At 63.9% G+C, this 22,367-nt stretch carries 18 protein-coding genes; 16 read left to right on the top strand and 2 right to left on the bottom strand.

Annotated features, from left to right (window positions below; all coding sequences use genetic code 11):
• Positions 1 to 3 precede the first annotated feature (3 nt).
• The 15 genes from M9924_01710 (at position 4) to M9924_01640 (ending at position 19,232) form a co-directional block, all read left to right on the top strand.
• Entirely contained in the window at positions 4 to 3,900 is a 3,897-nt protein-coding gene (locus M9924_01710) for a glycoside hydrolase/phage tail family protein (GenBank protein ID MCO5063110.1), read from the top strand.
• A 30-nt stretch (positions 3,901 to 3,930) separates the two neighbouring features.
• Positions 3,931 to 4,137, top strand: coding sequence for a hypothetical protein (locus M9924_01705; GenBank protein ID MCO5063109.1), 207 nt, complete (start codon positions 3,931 to 3,933; stop codon positions 4,135 to 4,137).
• A 69-nt stretch (positions 4,138 to 4,206) separates the two neighbouring features.
• Positions 4,207 to 4,491, top strand: coding sequence for a hypothetical protein (locus M9924_01700; GenBank protein ID MCO5063108.1), 285 nt, complete (start codon positions 4,207 to 4,209; stop codon positions 4,489 to 4,491).
• Positions 4,492 to 4,555: 64 nt separating this feature from the next.
• Positions 4,556 to 5,221 (top strand): response regulator transcription factor, encoded by a 666-nt coding sequence (locus M9924_01695; GenBank protein ID MCO5063107.1) that lies wholly within the window; start codon positions 4,556 to 4,558, stop codon positions 5,219 to 5,221.
• Positions 5,222 to 5,229: 8 nt separating this feature from the next.
• The gene (locus M9924_01690) at positions 5,230 to 6,630 is read left to right on the top strand and encodes an ATP-binding protein (GenBank protein MCO5063106.1); all 1,401 of its coding nucleotides are present in this window, start codon (positions 5,230 to 5,232) and stop codon (positions 6,628 to 6,630) included.
• A 30-nt stretch (positions 6,631 to 6,660) separates the two neighbouring features.
• Positions 6,661 to 7,074: an RT0821/Lpp0805 family surface protein gene (locus M9924_01685; protein MCO5063105.1), complete on the top strand. Its 414-nt coding sequence runs from the start codon at positions 6,661 to 6,663 to the stop codon at positions 7,072 to 7,074.
• A gap of 123 nt (positions 7,075 to 7,197) precedes the next feature.
• Positions 7,198 to 8,313: a c-type cytochrome biogenesis protein CcmI gene (gene ccmI, locus M9924_01680; GenBank protein MCO5063104.1), complete on the top strand. Its 1,116-nt coding sequence runs from the start codon at positions 7,198 to 7,200 to the stop codon at positions 8,311 to 8,313.
• Positions 8,310 to 8,768 carry a cytochrome c maturation protein CcmE gene (gene ccmE, locus M9924_01675; protein ID MCO5063103.1) on the top strand — a complete coding sequence of 153 codons (459 nt, stop codon included), beginning with the start codon at positions 8,310 to 8,312 and terminating at the stop codon, positions 8,766 to 8,768. Before ccmI ends, ccmE begins: the two co-directional genes overlap by 4 nt.
• Before the next feature lie 2 nt (positions 8,769 to 8,770).
• Entirely contained in the window at positions 8,771 to 10,744 is a 1,974-nt protein-coding gene (locus M9924_01670) for a heme lyase CcmF/NrfE family subunit (protein ID MCO5063102.1), read from the top strand.
• On the top strand, positions 10,741 to 11,205 hold the full coding sequence (locus M9924_01665; protein ID MCO5063101.1) for a cytochrome c-type biogenesis protein CcmH: 465 nt from the start codon (positions 10,741 to 10,743) through the stop codon (positions 11,203 to 11,205). Before M9924_01670 ends, M9924_01665 begins: the two co-directional genes overlap by 4 nt.
• A 130-nt stretch (positions 11,206 to 11,335) precedes the next feature.
• On the top strand, positions 11,336 to 12,877 hold the full coding sequence (locus tag M9924_01660; protein ID MCO5063100.1) for a DegQ family serine endoprotease: 1,542 nt from the start codon (positions 11,336 to 11,338) through the stop codon (positions 12,875 to 12,877).
• Positions 12,878 to 12,967: 90 nt separating this feature from the next.
• A complete protein-coding gene (locus tag M9924_01655; protein ID MCO5063099.1) occupies positions 12,968 to 13,642 on the top strand; it encodes a response regulator transcription factor in 675 nt (224 codons plus the stop codon).
• A 3-nt stretch (positions 13,643 to 13,645) separates the two neighbouring features.
• Positions 13,646 to 15,100, top strand: a complete 1,455-nt coding sequence (locus M9924_01650; protein ID MCO5063098.1) for a HAMP domain-containing histidine kinase — start codon at positions 13,646 to 13,648, stop codon at positions 15,098 to 15,100.
• Positions 15,097 to 18,063 (top strand): bifunctional [glutamine synthetase] adenylyltransferase/[glutamine synthetase]-adenylyl-L-tyrosine phosphorylase, encoded by a 2,967-nt coding sequence (locus M9924_01645; protein MCO5063097.1) that lies wholly within the window; start codon positions 15,097 to 15,099, stop codon positions 18,061 to 18,063. The genes M9924_01650 and M9924_01645 overlap by 4 nt, the downstream gene beginning before the upstream one ends.
• A gap of 65 nt (positions 18,064 to 18,128) precedes the next feature.
• Positions 18,129 to 19,232: an endonuclease/exonuclease/phosphatase family protein gene (locus M9924_01640; protein ID MCO5063096.1), complete on the top strand. Its 1,104-nt coding sequence runs from the start codon at positions 18,129 to 18,131 to the stop codon at positions 19,230 to 19,232.
• Here M9924_01640 and M9924_01635 read toward each other — a convergent pair.
• Together M9924_01635 and M9924_01630 are read right to left on the bottom strand one after the other, a co-directional pair.
• Positions 19,142 to 19,732 carry a DUF922 domain-containing protein gene (locus M9924_01635; protein MCO5063095.1) on the bottom strand — a complete coding sequence of 197 codons (591 nt, stop codon included), beginning with the start codon at positions 19,730 to 19,732 and terminating at the stop codon, positions 19,142 to 19,144. The two genes, M9924_01640 and M9924_01635, sit on opposite strands and share 91 nt — an antisense overlap.
• A gap of 78 nt (positions 19,733 to 19,810) precedes the next feature.
• Positions 19,811 to 21,490 (bottom strand): electron transfer flavoprotein-ubiquinone oxidoreductase, encoded by a 1,680-nt coding sequence (locus tag M9924_01630; protein ID MCO5063094.1) that lies wholly within the window; start codon positions 21,488 to 21,490, stop codon positions 19,811 to 19,813.
• Positions 21,491 to 21,711: 221 nt separating this feature from the next.
• On the opposite strand from M9924_01630, the gene M9924_01625 reads away from it, so the two are divergent.
• A complete protein-coding gene (locus M9924_01625) occupies positions 21,712 to 22,338 on the top strand; it encodes a hypothetical protein (GenBank protein MCO5063093.1) in 627 nt (208 codons plus the stop codon).
• Positions 22,339 to 22,367: the final 29 nt, after the last annotated feature.

Here is a 22,367-nt window from a genome sequence, read left to right as displayed (position 1 = left end):
CGCATGGCAACAATAGTCCTGCAGGCCGCCGGTGCGTTCATCGGCGGATATTTCGGCGTTGCCGGTGCGGCAATCGCAACGGCGGCGGGCGCCGTCGGCGGATATCTGATAGATCGCGCGCTACTCGGCGGATCGTCCACGATAGAAGGCCCACGGCTGGAGGGCGCGCGGCCATTCACGGCGGAGGAGGGGGCCTCCTTGCCGCGCGTCTATGGCGCGGCTCGGCTCGGAGGGACGCTGATCTGGGCGACGCGCTTCGTGGAGGTAAAGCAGACCACGCGGCAGGGCGGCAAGGGAGGCGGCCAGAAGGTCTCTGAATACAGCTACTACGGCAATGCCGCCTTCGCGCTGTGCGAGGGGCCGATTGCGGGCGTGCGTCGGGTCTGGGCGGACGGGCAGGAAATCGATCTCACCAGGATCGAGATGCGCGTTTATCACGGCACCGAGACGCAGCCGGCCGATCCGCTCATTGCCGTGAAGCAGGGCGCGAACAACACGCCCGCCTATCGAGGCACGGCCTATGTGGTTTTCGAGCGCCTGCCGCTCGATACCTTCGGCAACCGCCTGCCGCAGTTCAATTTCGAGGTCCTGCGTCCCATTGGCGGGCCGGAACGCGACATCCGCGCGATGACACTCATTCCGGGTTCGACGGAATATGGGCTGGCTACGAAGCAGGTGAAGCGCGAACACAGGCCGGGCGAAACGGAGGTCGTGAACCGCCATGTGCTGCATGCGGGGACCGATCTCGAAGCCTCGCTGGACGAACTCGCGGCCCTTTGCCCGAACCTTGAGCACATCGCGCTGGTCGTCACCTGGTACGGCAGCGATTTGCGCGCCGGAAACTGCCTGATCCGCCCTGCCGTCGTTGACAACGGCGCGGCCGACTATTCGCAGCTTTGGAGTGTATCCGGCGTGGAGCGCGAATATGCCGTTGAGGTGTCTCGCCACGCGGGACACGCGGCCTTCGGCGGTTCTCCCTCGGACCAGAGCGTCGTGCAGGCCATACAGGCCATCAAGGCGCGAGGGTTCAAGGTCACGCTCTACCCATTCGTCATGATGGACGTTCCGGCGGAGAACACTTCCCCCGACCCATATGGCGGAGGCTATCAACCGGCATATCCGTGGCGGGGGCGCATTACCTCCCATCCCGCGCCCGGACTGGCCGGATCGGCTGACAGGACGAGCGCGGCGCGCACTCAGGTGGCGGCCTTCTGCGGCACGGTCGCACGCACGGCTTTCAGCGTGTCTGGCACGAGCGTGACATATGGCGGGCCGGTGGGCGAATGGCGCTATCGAAGGCTGGTGCTCCACTATGCCCATCTCGCCAAGGCGGCAGGCGGCGTCGATGCGTTCCTGATCGGATCGGAGTTGCGCGGGCTGACCCGGCTGCGCGACGCAGCGGGCGCGTTCCCGTTCGTGGAGCAGCTTTGCGCGATGGCGGCGGATGTGCGCGCAGTCCTCGGCAGTGCGACGAAAATCAGCTATGGCGCGGACTGGAGCGAATATTTCGGCTACCAGCCCGAGGACGGCAGCGGCGACGTTCTCTACAATCTCGATGCGCTGTGGTCGCATCCGGCCATCGATGCAATCGGCATCGACAATTACATGCCGCTGTCGGACTGGCGCGACGGCGACGAATATGGCGGCCACCCCGACGAGGTCACGGGACCTTACGATCCCGCCGGAATGCGGGCCGCGATTGCGGGAGGGGAAGGGTTCGACTGGTACTATGCCAGCACCGCCGACCGGGCTGCACGCACGCGCAGCCCGATCACCGACGGCGCATATGGCAAGCCCTGGGTCTACCGCTACAAGGACATCGTTTCGTGGTGGTCCAACGCGCATCATGACCGGCACGCAGGCGTGGAGTCCGCCGGGGCGACGGCGTGGGTTCCTCGCTCCAAACCGATCTGGTTCACGGAAATCGGCTGTCCCGCCATCGACAAGGGACCGAACCAGCCCAATGTGTTTTACGATCCCAAATCGACGGAAAGCGCGCTTCCCTATTTCTCGAATGGCGGGCGCAGCGATTTCGCGCAAAAGCAGTTCATCAAGACGCATTTGGACTATTGGAACCCGGCGGCGGAAGGCTTTGAAAACGCTGCGAATCCGGTTTCCGATATCTATGGCGGGCGCATGCTCGATCCGGGCAGGCTCTACATCTGGGCCTGGGACGCGCGGCCCTTTCCGGCCTTTCCGCTGCGCTCCGATGTGTGGGCCGATGGCGGCCTGTGGCAACTCGGGCACTGGCTGAACGGACGGGCCGAAGCCGTCGCCATCGGCGAACTGATCAACGCGATCCTCACCGATCACGGGCTGCCGCCGGCTGACGTGTCGGCAGTCAGCGGCACCGCGCAGGGCTATCTCGTCGCGGACCCGACGACCGCGCGTTCTTCGCTGGAGTCGCTGGTCGACATATTCGGGCTGGACGTATGGGAAGGCGCGGACGGCCTCGTGTTCGCCGATGCGAGCGCGGTGCGTCCGGTCACAATCATCGAGGAACTTGCGGCGGAAGAGGGCAGCCCGGTTGTGGAGGCCACGCGGATGCCGGACTTCGACCTGCCGGCAGAATTGTTGATCGCCTATCGCGATCCTTTGCTGGCCTATCAATCCGCGACTGCGCGGCAGGCGCGGCCCGGTGCGAAGGGCAGCCGGCAGGATTTCCTGAGCTTTCAGGGCAGTCTCGATGCCGCGCAGGCGGCCAGCCTGCTCGAACGGCGCATCAGCGATGGCTGGTCGGACCGGCAGACCATTTCCTTTGCGGTGGCCGCATCCACGCCGGGCACGCAGCCGGGTGCGCATGTCAGGCTGGCGCCGCTCGGGGCGGACGCCGACTATGTGGTGCAGCAGGTCGAAGAAGGGTTGACGCGCCGCATCGTTGCACGACCGGCACGGCCCTATGCGCCGTCTGGGTGGGTGCCCGACCTGCCTGTTGCGCCCGCGCTGCCTACCGTCGCCGGAACGCCGCTCGCGCTGCTGCTGGACCTGCCAATGATGCCGGGCGTCACAAGTGCGACCGACCAGTTCCGTATTGCCTTGTGGCAGAAGCCGTGGACCTTGCAGGCCATGTATGTGTCGCCCGAAACGACCGGCTACGTATTCCGTGGATCGGTCCGGCAGGCAGCCAATGCGGGCAGGCTGGTGGCCGCGCTCGGCAGCGGATTTGAAGGGCGGTTTGACCGCGCGGCAACGATCGAGGTCGAACTGTTCGACAGCGAGGCGGCAAGTGCCAGCCGCTTGCAGGTGCTGAACGGCGCGAACGCGGTCGCGATCAGGGCGCTGAACGGGCAATGGGAAATCGCGCAGTTCGAGACGGCGGAGGAAATCGAGCCCAACAAATGGCGCTTCTCCAGCTTGCTGCGCGGGCAACTCGGCACCGGGGATGCCGCCGTCGCAGGCGCGGCCATCGGCGCGGATGTGGTGCTGCTGGACGCAGCGGTCGGTCCCGCCGGGCTGAAGGCGGGCGAGGTCGGCCTTGCCCTCAACTGGCGTACGGGACCGGCCACGGGCGACTTCTCGAACGAAAACATGGCGACTGTCACTGCCGTGGGCGGGGTCCGCGCGCTGCTGCCGCTGTCGCCCGTGCACCTGACGTGCCGGCGCGCCGCTTCAGGCGATTTCCAACTAAGCTGGACAAGGCGCAGCCGCATCGACGCCGATGACTGGGACATGGCCGATGTGCCGCTCGGCGAAGAAAGCGAGCGCTACCGGGTCGAGATACTCAATCCCGGCGGCAGCATCGTGCGAAGCGCCGAGGTCGCCGGTCCCGCCTGGAGCTATGGCGGCGCGCTCGCGGCGGCGGACCTGCCGACAGCCGCGTCGTTTGCCCTTCGCGTCACGCAGATCGGCACTGGTGGCCGCGCTGGGCTGCCCGCGACCCGGACTTTTTCCCTGAATTGACAATCCACTCTACAACATCGGAGTTCTGAGATGATCGAGACAAAGCCTTGGTATCTTTCCCGCACCGTCTGGGCCTCGCTGGTGACGATTGCGCTCGCCGTTGCGAACTATTCCGGGATGGCGGCAGGTGGGCTTCAGCAGGACGCACTGGTCGATGCCGCGCTTGAGCTGGCGACCACCGTTTCGGGGTTGATAGCTCTCTTCGGGCGGTTGCAAGCGACGACCCGAATTGGTTAGACTGACTGACCTGAACGCACAGGGGGACCGTTCATTTCGCGTTCAGCCCATATGAATTAGAAAGCCAGCATGAGCTATGTTTTTTCCATCATGCGGCGGTTGATCGTGGCGCACGTCGCCGCGGTCCTTCTCTCTGCGCCTGCATTGGCGGGGGCAGACGATGCGCCGGTTCGGGTCGCGCAGGCCGATTGCTATGCAATCGGGCAGAGGGTCGCGGCGCAGAACGGCGGGACGCTGGCGCGCGCCACGCTTTCCAACCAGGGCGGTCAGCCGGTCTGCGTAATCGTGGTGCTGGTGCCGGGCAAGGACGGGCAGCGTCCGAGGCGGGCGGAATTCGTCGTTCCGGCGAATTAAAGTTTCCCAACAGAAGGGAATTTCCACAAAATCCCATGAACATTTGATCGATCGGGTTGATTCCATGCGCATTCTGGTTGTCGAGGACGACAAGAACCTGAACAGGCAGATCTGTGACGCGCTGACCGACGCGGGCTACGCCGTGGACCGCGCCTTCGATGGCGAGGAGGGGCACTTTCTCGGCGATACTGAACCCTATGATGCCGTGATACTGGATATCGGCCTGCCGCAGATGGACGGGATCAGCGTGGTCGAGCGGTGGCGGCGGGACGGGCGCAAGATGCCTGTCCTGATGCTGACCGCCCGCGACAGATGGAGCGACAAGGTGGCGGGCATCGATGCGGGCGCCGACGATTATGTCGCAAAGCCCTTTCATATCGAGGAAGTGCTGGCCCGCCTGCGGGCGCTGATACGGCGCGCGGCGGGACATGCCTCGTCGGAATTGTCCTGCGGGCCGCTCAGGCTCGACACCAAGGCGTCGAAGGCCGACATAGACGGCGTGCCGCTCAAGCTGACCTCGCACGAGTTCCGCCTGCTCGCCTACCTCATGCACCACATGGGCGAGGTGGTGTCGAGGACCGAACTGGTGGAGCATCTGTATGATCAGGATTTCGATCGCGATTCCAATACGATAGAAGTGTTTGTGGGACGCCTTCGCAAGAAGATGGGCATCGACATGATCGAAACGGTGCGCGGCATGGGCTACCGTATGCGCGAGCCCGGAAACTGACGGCGGCCTTGGCGCGCAAGCTGGACATATCGCTTCAGTCGGCGCTCCGTTCGCTTGCCTTCCGCGTCGTTGCGTTCTCGACGCTGTGGGCCATATTGGCGCTGATCGTCATTACCACCGTGATTGCCGCGCTCTACCGGCAGGCCAGCGAGCGCGGCTTCGAGAGCCTTCTCACCGCGCACCTGTTCAACCTGATCGGCTCGGTCGGCGTTTCAGACGCGGGCCAGTTGACCGGCAGTCCCGACCTCGGGGACCTGCGCTTCTCCATCCCCAATTCCGGCTGGTACTATTCGGTCGAACCGGTATCGACCGAGCTTAAGGGCGAGATTCGCTCCTCCTCGATGCTGGAGCAGGTGGCTTCGCCGCCCTTGTCACAGATTCCGTTCAATGAATCGTTCCAGCGCAGCTATGGCGCCGTGGGGGCCGGTGGGCAGAAGCTCCAGGTGCTGGAGAGCGAATTTGTGCTCGACACGCACAATCGCGTGGCGCGCTTCCGCGTCATGGGAAACCGCAGCGAACTTGACGCGGAAATCAACGGTTTCGAGCGGCGGCTTCTGGGCTATCTGGCCGTGTTCGGGCTGGGCATGATCGCCATCAACGCCATTGCCATCCTGTTCGGCCTGCGTCCGCTCGGTCGGGTTCGCGCTGCGCTGGCGCAGGTGCGTGAGGGAACGGCGAAGCGCCTCGGCGGCAGCTTCCCGACCGAAATCGCGCCGCTCGCCAACGAGACGAATGCGCTCATCGAGAACAACCGTCGCATCCTCGAACGCTCGCGCACGCAGGTCGGCAATCTGGCGCATTCGCTCAAGACGCCGCTTGCCGTGATGCTGAACGAAGGCCGCGCGATGGGCGGGGACCGTGGCAGGATCATCGAGGAGCAGGCGGCCTCGATGCAGCACCAGGTCGAGCATTATCTCCAGCGCGCCCGCGTGGCGGCGCAGCGCGACAGCGTTGTGTTCCGCACTCCGGTCAATCCGTTGCTGGAGCGCATGGTCCGTGTGATGGGCAAGGTCAATCCCGACCGGCGGCTTGCGCTTGATGTGGGCGACGAGCCGCTCGTGTTCGCAGGTGAGCGCGAGGACCTTGAGGAGGTCATGGGAAACCTGCTCGAAAACGCCATGAAATGGTCGCGCAAGCAGGTCTCGGTGTCGGCAAGCATGCTGCCGCCCGTCGGCGACGAGCCGCGATGGTTCGAGATCGCCATTGAGGACGACGGTCCGGGGATTCCCGAGGAGAGCAGGCGCGAAGCGTTGCAACGCGGCAAGCGTCTGGATGAAACGAAGCCGGGCAGCGGCTTGGGGCTTGCCATCGTCGCCGATCTCGTCAAGGAGTACGCTGGCGTTCTTCGGCTAGAACATTCGCCGCTGGGAGGATTGAGGGCGGTCGTTCAGCTCAAATGCGCGGAATAGTGTCGGCGGTGCCCAAGGGCGTTGAGTTTGATGAACAGGTTTCCTGGAATAGCCTGCGTGGTGTTCGCGGCGCTCCTGCAAGGGTGCGCATCCACGGGCAACGTATCGGACGGTGGCGAGCGGTTTCCATCGGAGTCGGTGATCACCGCGCTCGGCGGCGGCCTGATAGGCGGGTCCATCGGGCGCGACCTGTCGTCCCGCGATCGCCGCAAGGCGCTGGAGGCCGAATACAAGGCGCTGGAATATGGCCAGGGCGGCCAGGTCATTACATGGCAAAGCAGCCTTGGTTCCAGTCGCGGCGAAGTGGTCGCCGCCCAGCCTTACCGGGTGGGATCGCAGGATTGCCGCCAGTATGTGCACACGCTCTACACCGGCGACGCCAGCCAGACCGCTCGCGGCACCGCATGCCGCAACCCCGATGGAAGCTGGTCGCTGCTGAATTAGGGTTGGTAGGACGTTCTGTCGCGCGGTTTTGCCGCCGAATTGACGCGGTTTTGACCGCAAACGCCAAATCGCCGCACTATCCGCTCATTGTAGCAAGCTTGGCTCATCGCTATTGAGTTGCCGATGTTTTTCTGGGTCGCAGCCGCACTTCTGACCTTTGCCGCCAGCATGGCGGTGTTGTTGCCGCTGTCGCGCCGCGCAGGAGCCGAAGCCGGCGCGAGCGAACTGAACGTCTACCGCGACCAACTCTCCGAAATCGAAAAGGATGTGAGCCGTGGCCTGCTCGCTTCCGGCGAGGCCGAGCAGGCGCGTGCCGAAATCGCGCGGCGCATCCTGAAGGCAGGCGCGGCGGAAGGTTCGGCGCAAGTACGCAAGACGCAGGGCGGCCTGTTCCGCGTGTTGGGCGCTGCGGCGGTCGTTTCGATCCCGCTGGTCAGTTGGGGGCTCTATGCCACGCTCGGCTCCCCCGGATTGCCGGAACAGCCGCTCGCGGCGCGAATGACCAAGGACCCGGCAAGCAGCACGCCCATCGAACTGGTGGCGCGCGCCGAAGCGCAACTGGCCGCGAACCCGGACGATCTGCGCGGCTGGGACGTTCTTGCGCCGATCTACGTCAAGATGCAGCGCTTCGACGATGCCGCGACGGCCTATCGCAATGCGTTGCGGCTCGGCGGCTCCTCGGCGGTGCGGCAGGCGGGCCTTGGCGAGGCGCTGGTCTATGCAGCCGGCGGAACGGTCACGGTGGAGGCCCAGCGCGCGTTCGAGGCCGCGCTTTCCGACCGGCCTGGCGACCCGAAGGCGCGCTTTTTCCTGGCAATGGCCAAGGCGCAGGAAGGCGACACTGCAGCGGCAGTGAACGATTGGAAGGCTCTGGCGGGCTCGCTGGAGCCGGACAGTCCTTGGCGCGGCGCAGCCCTTGCCATGCTGGCGCGCGCAGGCGAGGCGGAGGCCGCGCCCGGTCCCGACCGGCAGCAGATTGACGAAGCGCAGCAGATGAAGCCTGAGGATCAGGCGGCGATGATCGAGGGTATGGTCTCGGGCCTCGACCAGAAGCTGCGCGAGAACCCGAATGACATTCCAGGATGGCAAAGGTTGATCCGTTCCTATCTTGTGCTTGGAAAACAAGATGAGGCCGCCGACGCACTGTCGCGCGCGGTCGAGGCGCTGGGACCCGGCAGCGCGGGTGCAAGCGAGTTGACCGGATTCGCGAAGGGGCTCGGCATGAAGGTGGCACCATGACGCGCAAGCAGAAACGCCTGACGGTGATCCTTGGCGGCCTCGGTTTCCTTGCGCTGGCGGGGGGGCTGACCCTGTTCGCGCTCGGCCAGAGGGCGTCATATTTTTACATGCCCGCCGACCTCAAGACGGCTGAGGTCGCGCCGGGCCAGCGCATCAGGCTTGGCGGGCTGGTCGAGGGCGGCAGCATTGTGCGCGGCGAGGGGACGACCGTGCGCTTCGGCGTGACCGACCACGAAAACTCGGTCAAAGTGGTCTATACCGGCATTCTGCCTGACCTGTTCCGCGAGGAGCAGGGTGTCATCGCGGAAGGCACGTTCGGCAGCGACGGGGTGTTCGTCGCCGACAGCGTGCTGGCGAAGCATGACGAGAACTACATGCCCAAGGAAGTGGCCGACAGCCTCAAGGAAAAAGGGCTGTTCGTGCCGGACGAAGCCAAACCGGCGCCGGGAAGCTGAAGATGGTCGAGGTTGGACATTTCGCGCTCGTTCTGGCCTTCGCCCTGACGCTCGTCCAGTCCGTGGTGCCGCTTGTCGGGGCGCGGCGCGGCGACACGCGCATGATGGCGGTCGCAGCGCCCGTCGCGATCACCGGCTTTGCGCTGACGGCGTTGGCCTTCGTCGCATTGCTGACGGCTTTTGCGCAGTCCGACTTCTCGGTCGCCAATGTCTGGGAAAATTCCCATTCGCTGAAGCCGATGCTGTTCAAGGTGACGGGGGCCTGGGGCAGCCACGAGGGCTCGATGCTGTTGTGGGTGCTGATCCTCGGCTTCTTCGGCGCGCTGGTCGCGGCGTTTGGCGGCAATCTGCCGGACACGTTGAAGGCCAATGTCCTGGCGGTGCAGGGATGGGTGGGCGCGACGTTCCTGCTGTTCATCCTCACCACGTCGAATCCCTTCGCGCGCCTCGATCCCGCACCGATCGAAGGGCGCGACCTCAACCCGATCCTGCAGGATATCGGGCTGGCCGTGCATCCCCCGCTGCTCTATCTCGGCTATGTCGGGTTTTCCATCTGCTTCTCCTTCGCGGTCGCGGCACTCATCGAAGGGCGCATCGATGCCGCATGGGCGCGCTGGGTCCGGCCATGGACGCTGGCGGCGTGGATGTTCCTGACCGGCGGTATCGCGATGGGGTCCTACTGGGCCTATTACGAGCTTGGCTGGGGCGGCTTCTGGTTCTGGGACCCGGTGGAAAACGCGTCGTTCATGCCGTGGCTTGCGGGAACCGCGCTGTTGCATTCCGCGGTCGTGATGGAGAAGCGCTCGGCGCTCAAGATCTGGACGCTCCTGCTGGCCATCCTCACCTTTTCGCTGTCGCTGCTGGGAACCTTCCTCGTGCGTTCCGGCGTCCTGACCTCGGTGCATGCCTTCGCCACCGATCCGGCGCGCGGCGTCTTTATCCTTGCGATCCTGACGGTCTTTATCGGCGGCTCGCTGTTTCTGTTTGCGTTGCGCGCTCCTTCGCTGGCGGCGGGCGGCCTGTTCCATCCGATCTCGCGGGAAGGCGCGCTGGTGCTGAACAATTTGTTCCTGACGACGGCGACGGCGACCGTGCTGATCGGCACGCTCTACCCGCTTCTGCTGGAGGCGGTGGCGGGAGCGAAGATTTCGGTCGGCGCGCCGTTCTTCAACCTGACCTTCATTCCGCTTGTGACGCCGCTGCTGTTCATGGTTCCGTTCGGGCCGCTGCTGGCCTGGAAGCGCGGCGATCTCTACGCGGCGACGCAAAGGCTTGCACTCGCCTTCGGGGCCGCGCTGCTTGCAGCGCTGCTGGTGCTGCTGCTGAACGACAGGAAATCCGCGCTCGCCGCACTCGGTGTCGGACTCGCGGTCTGGATGATGCTTGGCGCGCTGACCGATCTCGCGGTCAAGGCCGGCGCCGGCAGGGCCGGATGGTCTACCGCGTTTCGCAGGCTGGCGGGGCTGCCGCGATCGATGTTCGGCACCGCGCTCGCGCATTTCGGCCTTGGCATGACGGTGCTCGGCATCGTCTGTGTCTTTGCGTTCGGAACCGAGTCCATCGCGACGGTGAAAAAGGGCGACACGATCGACGTCGGGGGCAGGACGCTGCGGTTCGACGGCCTGCTGCCGCAAAGCGGCCCCAACTACACGTCGCGGGTCGGCACATTCACCTTGCCGGACGGCAGGGTGATCGAATCGTCGAAGCGCTTTTATCCGGTGCGGCAGATGCCGACGACCGAAGCCGGGATCAAGACGCTTGTTTTCAGCCAGATCTATGTGCAGCTCGGCGACGAAACCGCCGATGGCGGCGTGGTCGTGCACGCGTGGTGGAAGCCGATGGTAACGCTGATCTGGCTGGGCGGTCTCGTAATGATGGCGGGCGCGGCCGTCTCGCTGTCGGACCGCAGGCTGCGTGTCGGCGCCCCTGCCGCGCGGCGCAGGAGCGTGCCCGAAATGGGGAGCGCCGGCGCATGATCCGGCGCACCTTCGCCCTGTTGCTGCTGGCGCTGGCGCTTGCGCAGCCCGTTTTTGCGGTACAGCCCGACGAGGTTCTGAAGGACCCGGCGCTTGAAGCGCGCGCCCGCGCCATTTCGTCCGGGTTGCGCTGCATGGTTTGCCAGAACCAGTCTATCGACGATTCCAATGCCGACCTCGCCCGCGACCTGCGCATGCTGGTCCGCGAAAGGCTGGTTGCCGGCGACAGCGACCCGCAGGTGATCGACTTCGTGGTCGCCCGCTATGGAGAATTCGTACTGTTGCAGCCGAAATTCTCCTGGCACAACGCGCTTCTCTGGCTCGGGCCTGCCGCGCTCCTGCTGTTCGGCATCGGCTATGTGTTCCTTCGCGCGCGCTCCCGCCCCGCCCGTCCGGAGGAGGGCCTGACCGCGGGCGAGGAAGCCGCGCTGCAAGAAATTCTGCACCGCGAAAAGAGCTGACGGGCAACTCTCCGTAGACCTGACAACATTACGAAAGTTTCATGCACAGGTCATGGCGGCGTAATGCGCCGTTACCTAACTTCTCGGCTACAGGGTGCTTGTTTCCGCCCCTCGAGAAGGATCAACAGAGATGGAAAAGCAGAACAAATCCAAGACCCGCAACCGCCTGCTCGCGGCAGGTGCGTCGCTGGCAATCGCCGCAGCCGTGGGATTCGGCGCGGTCACCACCGGAACGGCTCCGGTTTTCGCCGAAGCGGTTTCCGTTCAGTCGCCTCAGGTTCCGAGTTTCGCGGATGTCGTCCAGAAAGTCTCCCCGGCTGTGGTGAGCGTTCAGGTCAAGTCCGCCATCCAGCCCGCCAATGACGATGGCGGGTTCAGCGGCCCCGACGGTTTCGACAACCTGCCCGACGACCATCCGCTGAAGCGCTTCTTCCGCGAGTTCCGCGGCGACGGCGACGGCCAGGGCAAGTGGCGCGATTTCCGCCGCGACGACCACAAGTCCGGTCCGAAGCGTCCTCGCGGTCCGCGTCCGGTTTCGCAGGGCTCCGGCTTCTTCATTTCCGAGGACGGCTATCTCGTCACCAACAACCACGTGGTTCAGGACGGCCAGAATTTCACCGTCGTCATGGATGACGGCAAGGAGCTGGACGCCAAGCTGATCGGCACCGATCCACGCACCGACCTTGCCGTGCTGAAGGTCGACGGCGGCAGCCAGAAGTTCACCTATGTCGATTTCGCTGACGACTCGCAGGTGAGGGTCGGCGACTGGGTCGTTGCCGTCGGCAACCCGTTCGGCCTCGGCGGTACGGTGACGGCGGGCATCGTCTCGGCGCGTGGCCGTGACATCGGCGCAGGCCCCTATGACGACTTCATCCAGATCGACGCCGCGGTCAATCGCGGCAATTCCGGCGGCCCCGCCTTCAACCTGAACGGCAAGGTGGTCGGCATCAACACCGCGATCTTCTCGCCGTCTGGCGGCAATGTCGGCATCGCCTTCGCAATCCCGGCCTCCACCGCAAAGCAGGTGGTCGGCGAGTTGATGAAGGATGGATCGATCGAGCGCGGCTGGCTTGGCGTGCAGATCCAGCCGGTCAACGACGAGGTGGCCGAATCGCTCGGCCTGCAGAAGGCGCAGGGCGCGCTGGTTTCAGAGCCGCAGGCCGATGGACCGGGCGTGAAGGCCGGCATCAAGTCGGGTGATGTCATCACATCCGTCGACGGCAAGGACGTCGCAGGTCCCCGCGAGCTTGCGCGGATGATCGGCGCCATGGCGCCGGGCGAGACGGTGGACGTCGCGCTGTGGCGCAACGGCAAGAGCGAGACCGTGAAGGTGACGCTCGGCGAACTTCCCGGCGAGCAGAAGCAGGCTTCCGTCGAACAGCCGGGACCGATCGAGCCGGGTACCCTGAGCGACCTCGGCCTGACCGTGACCCGCGCCGATGACGGCAACGGTCTGGTGGTGACCGACGTCGATCCCGACAGCGATGCCGCCGATCGCGGCATCCAGCCGGGCGACATCATCCGCTCCATCAACTCCGTCGAGATCAAGGATACGAAGGACGTGACGGATGCGATGAAGGCTGCTTCGGACGCGGGCCGCAAGTCTGTGCTCGTCCAGGTCACGCGTGACGACAACAGCCGCTTCGTACCGCTGCCGATCGCAAAGGGCTGACGCCATAGGGCTTGGCTCAGCGGCGGGCTCGACAAGGGCCCGCCGCTTTGCGTATGACCCTCTGGCGAAAGCCGATATATTGAGCATCCCATGAAGATTCTGGTCATCGAGGACGACAGGGAAGCCGCCGACTACCTCAAGAAGGCGCTCGGCGAGGCAGGCCACAACGCCCATGTGGCCGGTGACGGCGACACCGGCTTCGCCATGGCCGACGGCGGCGATTATGATGTGCTGGTCGTCGACCGGATGCTTCCGCATCGCAACGGGCTCGCCGTCATCGCTGACCTGCGCGCCAAGGGCAACGCGACGCCTGTGCTTATCCTGTCGGCGCTGGGCGAGGTGGACGACCGGGTCACAGGCCTCAGGGCAGGGGGCGACGACTACCTGACCAAGCCGTATGCCTTCACCGAGCTTCTGGCGCGCATCGAGGTGTTGAGCCGCCGGTCGTCGGCAAAGGAAGTCGAAACCGTGTACCGGGTGGGCGACCTCGAACTTGACCGGCTTTCGCACAGCGCCAAGCGCGCGGGCAAGGAGATCGTTCTCCAGCCGCGCGAGTTTCGCCTGCTGGAATATCTGATGCGCCACAGCGGACAGGTCGTCACGCGCACCATGCTCCTGGAAAATGTCTGGGACTATCATTTCGATCCACAGACCAACGTCATCGACGTGCATGTTTCGCGACTTCGCAGCAAGATCGAAAAAGGCTACGACAAGCCGCTGCTGCACACCGTGCGCGGGTCCGGCTACATGTTGAAGGCCGGTTGAGGCGTGGCCTGGAATATTCCAGCAGCGTTGAAGACGACGGCGGTCAGGCTTTCGGCCCTTTACCTGCTGCTCTTTGCGGCCTGCGCCGTAATCCTCGTCCTCTACATGACGGCGATGTCTGCCCGCCTGCTGAGCGACCAGACGCAGGACACCATCACCAGCGAAGCAACCGACCTTGGCCGTGCCTATGCAAGGGGTGGGTTGCCCCTGCTGGTTCGCATGGTCGCCAGCCGCTCGCGACAGCCGGGAGCCAATCTGTACCTGATCGCGGACACGCAGGGGCGCATCCTGTCCGGCAATGTCGAAAGCCTGGAGCCGGGTGTCTTCGATACGGAAGGATGGACGCGGCGGCCCTTTTCATACAAGCGCTTCGGCGAGGATGAGGCGCATTCGGAAGGCGAGCGCGAGGGCACGCTGACCGAAGTGGAAGACGCGGAAGACGGGCACCGCGCGCTTGCCCTTGTGCTGCGCTTGCCGAACCAGATGATCTTGCTGGTGGGACGCGACCTCGGGGAACCGGAGCGCTTCCGCTCGGCAATCAGGCAGGCGCTTGTCATTTCGCTTGGCACGATGGCGTTTGGCGGCCTGATGATCTGGTATTTCGTGGGTCGCAGGGCGCTCAAGCGAATCGACAATGTTTCTGTCGCAAGCAGGCGCATCATGGGCGGTGACCTCACAGGCCGCCTGCCCGTGTCGGGCGCGGGCGACGAATTCGACCGTCTCTCCGAGAATCTCAATGTGATGCTGGGGCGCATCGCGGCGCTGAACGACGGTTTGAAGGAAGTGTCCGACAACATCGCGCACGACCTCAAGACACCCTTGACGCGCCTGAGAAATCGCGCGGAAGCCGCCCTTTCCGGCAAGCCAAAGGCCGCCGAATACAGGCAGGCGCTGGAAGCGACCATTGCGGAGTCGGACCAGTTGATCCGCACCTTTAATGCGATCCTCATGATTTCACGCCTTGAGGCGGGCTATTCGGCGGAGCAGTTCGAGCAGGTGGATCTGGCAGAAGTCGTGGCGGATGTGGCCGATCTTTATGAACCGGCCGCTGAGGAAGCGGGCGTGACACTGACCAGCCGTGCCGACGGGGACTGTTTGATCAAGGGTAACCGCGAGCTTGTCGCACAGGCGCTCTCGAACATCGTGGACAACGCGATAAAATATTCGGCGGGCACCGCGGATGCCCCGAACGTGGAGATTTCGCTTATCCGGGAAAACGGAGATTGCGTTATCCGCGTGCGCGACAATGGGGCGGGCATTCCCGAAGAGGCCGACCGCCACCGCGTGACGGAGCGCTTCGTGCGATTGGAAAAAAGCCGCTCGCAACCCGGTTCCGGCCTCGGCCTGAGCCTCGCGAAGGCGGTGATGAAGTTTCATGGCGGCGCGCTCGATGTTCTTCCGGCCAATCCCGGTCTATTGGTGGTGATGACCTTTCACGACCGGCGAGATTCGGAATGAGCAAAGCGCGGCCTGCGGACAGGCCAGAACTGCATCTGGAGATAGTGCGGCGGATCGCTCCGCTGGATCGCGCCGAAGCGGACATTGCGGCAAGGGATATTGCCTTGAATGCACGCGAAAGCGGTGCCGTGCGCATCGCGTCGCTACTGGAGAACAGCGGTCCGCAAAGCGATTTCCTCGCAGGCGTTTTTGACCTGTCGGAGTTTCTACGCAGCACGGCGCGTCGCGATCCCGCTTTTCTGGAAGGGTTGTTCGACTGGAATACGGCGGAGCGCGTGTCGAACATCGTGTCGCAGATGCGCGCGCTGCCCCTCGGCGACGGTCAAACCGAAGCGGGCCTTATGGCCGCCTTGCGTGATTTGAAATCGGAGGCGCATTTCCTGATCGCGCTCGCCGATCTTGCCGGCGAATGGGAAACGGCGCGGACGGTCCGCGCGCTAAGCGAACTGGCCGATGCGGCCGCTTCGGCTGCGGTGGATTTCCTGCTGGCTGACGCCCACAGGCAGGGAAAGCTGAAGCTGCCCGATCCGGCAAGGCCCTCCGAAGGCTCAGGCTACATCGTGCTCGGTATGGGCAAGCTTGGTGCCTTTGAGCTGAATTTTTCCTCCGATATCGATCTCGTCGTCTTTTTCGATCCCGAAGCGGAGGCCGTGATCGATCCGCTCGACGCCACAGAACTTTTCTCGCGGCTTACGCGGCGCCTGGTGCGCATCCTGCAAGACCGCACGGAGCATGGATATGTGTTCCGCACCGATCTGCGCCTGCGTCCCGATCCCGGTTCGACGCCGCTGGCCATCCCGGTGCAGGCGGCGCTGCACTATTATGAAAGCCGGGGACAGAACTGGGAGCGCGCCGCCATGATAAAGGCGCGGCCCATCGCCGGCGATGCGCGGGCGGGCGCGGCATTCCTCAAGGAACTGACGCCCTATGTGTGGCGCAAATACATGGACTACGCCGCCATTGCCGATGTGCATTCCATCAAGCGCCAGATCCACGCACACAAGGGGCTGGGCGAGATCGCGGTGCGCGGGCACAACGTCAAGCTCGGGCGAGGGGGCATACGCGAGATCGAATTTTTCGTGCAGACGCAGCAGTTGATCGCAGGCGGGCGCTTTCCCGACCTGCGCGGTCGCGCCACCGTGCCGATGCTCACACAGCTTGAAAAGCATGGCTGGATCACGCGGGAAGCCAGCGAGGCGCTTGCCGCCCGCTACTGGTATCTGCGCAGGGTCGAGCATGCCGTGCAGGTGATTGCCGACGAGCAGACGCACACGCTGCCCGAGGACGATGCGGGGCTGGAGCGTGTCGCGCACCTGCTCGGCTATGGCTCGGCGGCAGAGTTTTCGGCTGAGTTTCGCGCGGCGCTGCACGATGTGGAAAGCCACTACGCGGCCTTGTTCGAGACCGCGCCGGAGCTTTCGTCGGGCGTAGGAAATCTCGTTTTCACAGGCGATGTGGACGATCCCGATACTCTCCAGACGCTCTCCAGCCTCGGGTTCCAGAGGCCGAGCGACATTTGCAGGGTTATCAGGAACTGGCACAGGGGCCGCTATAGGGCGACGCAATCGGCGGAGGCGCGCGAGCGGCTGACCGAACTGACGCCCGCCTTGCTGGAAGCCTTCGGCGAAACACGCCGGGCCGACGAGGCGCTGCTGCGCTTCGACGAGTTCCTGGCCGGCTTGCCCGCCGGTATCCAGTTGTTTTCGCTTCTGCAATCCAATCCGAGGCTGCTTCAATTGCTCGCCACGATCATGGGCGCGGCGCCTCGTCTTGCGGCGATCATCACGCGGCGCGCGCATGTGTTCGACGGTTTGCTCGATCCCGCCTTGATGACCGACCTGCCCGACCGGCCCTATCTTTCGGCGCGGCTTGACGCTTTCCTCAACGGCATTTCGAACTATGAGGCGGTGCTGGACCGGCTGCGCATCTTTGCCGACGAGCAGAAATTCCTGATCGGCGTGCGGCTGCTGGCCGGTTCCATCGAGCCGGCCCGCGCAGGCAAGGCTTTTTCCGACCTCGCCGACCTTACCATAGGCGCAGCGCTGCGGACCGTGCAGGACGAGTTCGCTGTGCGCCACGGACGCGTCAAGGGCGGCCGTGTGTGCATCCTCGGCATGGGCAAGCTGGGCAGTCGCGAATTGACGGCGGGTTCCGACATCGACCTCATCCTGCTTTATGACCACGATGCGGATGCCGAGGAATCGGACGGCGAAAAGCCGCTCGCACCTTCCCATTATTTCGCGCGCATGACACAGCGGCTGATCGCTGCCGTTTCCGCACCCACCGCCGAAGGCGTGCTTTACGAACTCGATCTCAGGTTGAGGCCCTCCGGCAACAAGGGCCCCGTGGCCACCCATATCGACGCGTTCAGGAAATACCAGGAAACCGAAGCATGGACCTGGGAGCACATGGCGCTGACGCGGGGGCGTCCGGCGGCGGGCGACCAATCCCTGTCCGAGGGAGTCGCGAGCATCGTTGCCGAAATACTGGCGCGCCCCCGCGACGCGGCAAAGGTTTTCGCCGACGCGGTGGAGATGCGCAAGGCCATCGAGACGGAAAAGCCGCCGCGCGACCTGTGGGACATCAAGCTCATTCCCGGCGGATTGATTGACCTCGAATTCATCGCCCAGTGCGCGGCGCTGACCGGGAACATAGAGGGCGAAAGCCGCCATACGGGGAGGGGGGCGGTGCTTGCCCGGCTGAAGCCGGATTTCGCCGACCCGCAGGTAAAAGACGAGCTAAGCGCGGCCTATGCTTTCTATTCGGGCCTGACGCAGGTCATCCGCCTGTGCCTGACCGGGCCGCTGGATCGCGCCGACCTGCCGCCCAGCATGGCGGACCTCCTGCTCGCGGTGGCGGACGCGCCCGATTTCAGCGTTCTGGAGGCGACGCTCAAGGAAACATCCACGAAAGTGCGCAAGCATTTCAACACATTGCTGGCGCGCGCAAGGAGGCCGTCCTAGGTGTCCGAGCGTGAAGATTCCCGTATGTTCATGATCTGGATGCAATTTTGTGGCTATGAACGGCGATGGCACGAACACGGCTTCCGATCTTCCGTTTCGCGGCGCTGCTTGCGGCGCTTGGCGTCAGCATCGCGCTGACGCTCGGGTTCCTGGGAAGACTTCATCCCGCATTCGATTCATTTTCGCATTTTCGGCTGCATTTCGCCCTTTTGCTTTTTCTCTGCGGCATCGCGCTGTTCGGCATGAACTATCGGGCGCACGGGCTCGCAGCGCTTCTGCTGTCGCTCGGATCGATGGCGACGATTGCGACCTATTCCGACTTCCCCTTCCTGTCCCCGGTTGCCGCTGAATCGGCGGCGCCGCCCGACCAGCCTGTCTACAAGCTCCTGCAACTCAACGCCTACTATGGAAACAGGGACCCGAAGGCCGTGATCGCGCTCATTGCGCGCGAATACCCCGATGTCATCACCCTCGAGGAGGTCACCGACCGCTGGAGGGGTGAACTCGACCACATCAGCGCAGCCTATCCGTACAGGCTCGATTGCCGCGTGGAAAAATTCAGCACGCTCATTCTCTCGAGGCGTCCCATGGACAAGGGCCACAATCCCTATTGCGCCCCCAATGGCCGGATCGGGCTGGCGCAGATCGACTTCAACGGCAGAGTGATCGATGTCATGGCCCTGCATCTGCCGTGGCCCTGGCCGTCCGACCAGACGGAAATGATCGAGGAGCACGCGCCGCTTCTGCAATTGCTGGGCGAGACCGCGATTGCGGCGGGCGATTTCAACGCCGCCCCGTGGAGCGCAGCCGTCCGCAAGGTCGTGGAATTCGGCGGCTTCACGCGGCTCGAACATGTCGGGCCGACATGGATCGGCCATCACATCCTGCCTGCCGGATTGAAGTTTCTCGGCTTGCCCATCGATCAGGTGATGACCAAGGGGCGGATCGTCGTGCATTCCGCGCGCACGCTGGAACCCGTCGGCTCAGACCACCTGCCCGTGCTGGTCGAGTTTTCTATTGCAGCGGAAGAGGAGGAACAGGGCACGCAAACCGTACGGCAAGGGCTGGGCGATGACGATCAGTCGCCGACGAATGCCTTGATGAGGCGGTCGATATTGGCGCCATCCTTGTGCTCGCGCTCGTCGAAGGCGACTTGCTTCGCCTCGTAGAGGTCGTGGATGCGGTTGACCCGCTTTTTCATCTCTGCGCGCGTGCGGCGGCAGCTTTCGTCATTTTCCGTTTTCATGCCGAGAATGGACTTCCTGGCCTCCGCGAGCATCTCGCGCACATAGCGCCCGTGCTGACGTTCATGGCGCGTGATTCCGGCCATGAAGCGGTTCCACCGAGCAGTGGTTGACTTGTTCATTCCCGATGGCTGCTTCGGATAAATATAGGTGATGATTGCGCGCGGCTCGGCGCGGGTGACGCGACAAACGCCGTTCGATGAACTCAGCGTCGTGTTCCATTCCGTATGGTACTGGGTTTGGGCGATCGCCCGGCTGCGGAAGCCGTCCTTCGGGCCGCGCTTCACCATGGACACGAACATATCGCGGGGCGTGTCGCCCGTGATATCGTAGTATGTCACCTTGACGGTAATGCCCTCGCGTTCCTGGGCGCAAACGCCGCCCGCGAGACACACGATCAATGACGCCAGAATTGCCGTTCGCAAGCGTCGTTCTCCAGCATGATCGAAGCAGAAAAACACACTGACGCCGGGCGGGCAACGCAGTCGTTTCGCATTCGGGCGTCACATGTTCGAGTAAACTGGTCCTTCGCCGCCCTGCGGCGGCACCCAGTTGATGTTCTGGTTGGGATCCTTGATGTCGCAGGTCTTGCAGTGCACGCAGTTCTGCGCGTTGATGACGAACCGCACATCCTTCGCCGATGGATCGGCAGCGGCATTGCCGTCCTTGTCCACCCATTCGTATACGCCCGCCGGACAATAGCGCGTCGAAGGTCCCGCAAACACGTCGTGTTCGGAACGCACCTGCAAATCCATGTCTTTGACCTGGAGATGCACAGGCTGGTCTTCCTCATGGTTCGTGCCCGACAGGAACACGGATGACAGGCGGTCGAAGGTCAGCACGCCGTCCGGCTTGGGATAGGCGATCTTGTTGAAGTTGGAGGCGGGTTGCAGGGTCGCATAGTCCGCCTTGCCGTGGGAGAGTGTGCCGAAGGGCGAAACGCCGAACAGCGTGTTGCACCACATGTCCAGCCCACCCAGCGCAACGCCGCCCAACGTGCCGAGCCGCGACCATAGCGGCTTGACGTTGCGAACCCTCTTCAGATCCTTGCCGATGTCGCTGCCGCGCCACGCCTGTTCATACGAAACAGGTTCGTCGTTTGCGCGGCCATCCGCAATCGCCTGAGCGATGTGTTCGGCGGCCAGCATGCCCGACAGCACCGCATTGTGCGAACCCTTGATGCGCGGCACATTGACGAGGCCCGCCGAGCAGCCGATGAGCGCGCCGCCCGGGAAGGAGAGTTTCGGCACCGATTGCCAGCCGCCTTCCGTAATCGCGCGCGCGCCGTAGCTGAGGCGCTTGCCACCCTCGAAGGTCTCGCGGATGCGCGGATGCGTCTTGAAACGCTGGAACTCTTCGAAGGGCGAGAGATAGGGGTTCCGGTAGTTCAGGTGCACGACGAAGCCGACAGCAACCAGATTGTCGTCGAAATGATAGAGGAACGAGCCGCCGCCGGTCTTCATGTCGAGCGGCCAGCCGAACGAGTGCTGGACGAGGCCGGGCCGGTGCTTGTTTGGCTCGACCTGCCACAGTTCCTTGAGGCCGATGCCGAACTTGCCGGGGTCGCGACCGTCCGAGAGGTTGTATTTCGCGATGAGCTGCTTTGCGAGCGAGCCGCGTGCGCCTTCGCCGATCAGCACATATTTGCCCATCAGCGCCATTCCGGGCGCGTAGTTCGGTCCGGGCGTGCCGTCCTTCTCGAGGCCCATGTCGCCTGTATAGACGCCGGTAACAGCGCCTGCTTCGTTGTAGAGCAGGCCGGCAGCGGCGAACCCCGGATAGATTTCCACACCGAGCGCCTCGGCCTTCATTGCCAGCCATTTGCAGACATTGCCCAGCGAAACGATGTAGTTGCCGTGGTTGTTCATCAGCGGCGGCATCGCAAAATTGGGAAGCGTCACGCTGCCCGCAGGCCCGAGCACCAGAAAATGATCGGCAGTGACCGGCGTCCTGAACGGGTGCTCCGCATCTTCGCGCCAGTCGGGAAGCAGCCTGTCGACGCCGATCGGGTCCACGACCGCGCCGGAAAGGATGTGCGCGCCAACCTCGCCGCCCTTTTCGAGGACCACCACGGAAAGCTCGGGATTGACCTGCTTCAGCCGGATCGCCGCCGCCAGACCGGCGGGGCCTGCGCCGACGACCACGACGTCGAACTCCATGCTTTCGCGTTCGATCTCACTCATCCCGATAGCCTCCCGCTGGCTTTGTGGCTGGCAGCATGCCCAGTTGATTGCGCATGGTGCTGATGCATCAAACAGAAGGTCAGCGCAACAACGCTGTCATCTTTCGAGCCACGCACGACGCCGAAGATGTCACAATTAAATACCTCTTACGTAAACGTCAACAAGAAGCGCCGCGATTGAATAGGCATTTCAATCGGCGGGAGATGCGGCATACTGGACGAATGGAGGAGACGGACCAACAGGCCGGACCGAATGGCGCTTGCTGGGTGGCCGCGATTGCCGCGATCGCAGCCCTTGCCGCCGCAGTTATCCCCGCGCGATCGGACCAGCAGGTCTGGCGGGCGGGCAATTTCACGTTTTCCGATGAAATGGGCGGTTTCACGATCAGGGGCATCAGCGGAGCAGGGACGCGCGAGGACCCGATTGTCGTCGACGAGGAACTGCAATCCTCAAGTCCGGTCACGATGGTCATACGATCTTCGGGCGCATCGCTTCCGGACTCGGTGGCAGGGAACCTCGCGACGTCGGCTTTGCATTTGAGACTGTCGATCCGCAACACGAGCGGCCAGCCTTGGATCGAGTTCGAGTTCGAGCTTCAGGAAATATTGCACCGGCCTTCGATCTTCAGCGACGGCCTGTCGTTCGACCAGAGGCAGGACAATACGGACTTTATCGGCTCAACCGGATTTGTCCGGTTCAGCCGGGATTTCGAGCCTTATGACCGGCTGCGCTTCACCGAGGGAAAGGTCGATCCGAATGCGAGCGCGGCATTTTCCTTTGCGCTGACCGATTTCACGCCGCGCTGGACGTTTTACCTCGTGCAGGACCCGCGCATACCCTCCTCATGACTTGCATTTCAGCGTTGGCGCGCCAATGG

The sequence above is a fragment of the Rhizobiaceae bacterium genome, from assembly GCA_023953835.1.
In the GTDB taxonomy this organism is placed as follows: Bacteria; Pseudomonadota; Alphaproteobacteria; order Rhizobiales; family Rhizobiaceae; genus Mesorhizobium_G.
The sequence above is the reverse complement of the archived record's forward strand: the minus strand, read 5'-3'. Positions and strand labels throughout refer to the sequence as shown.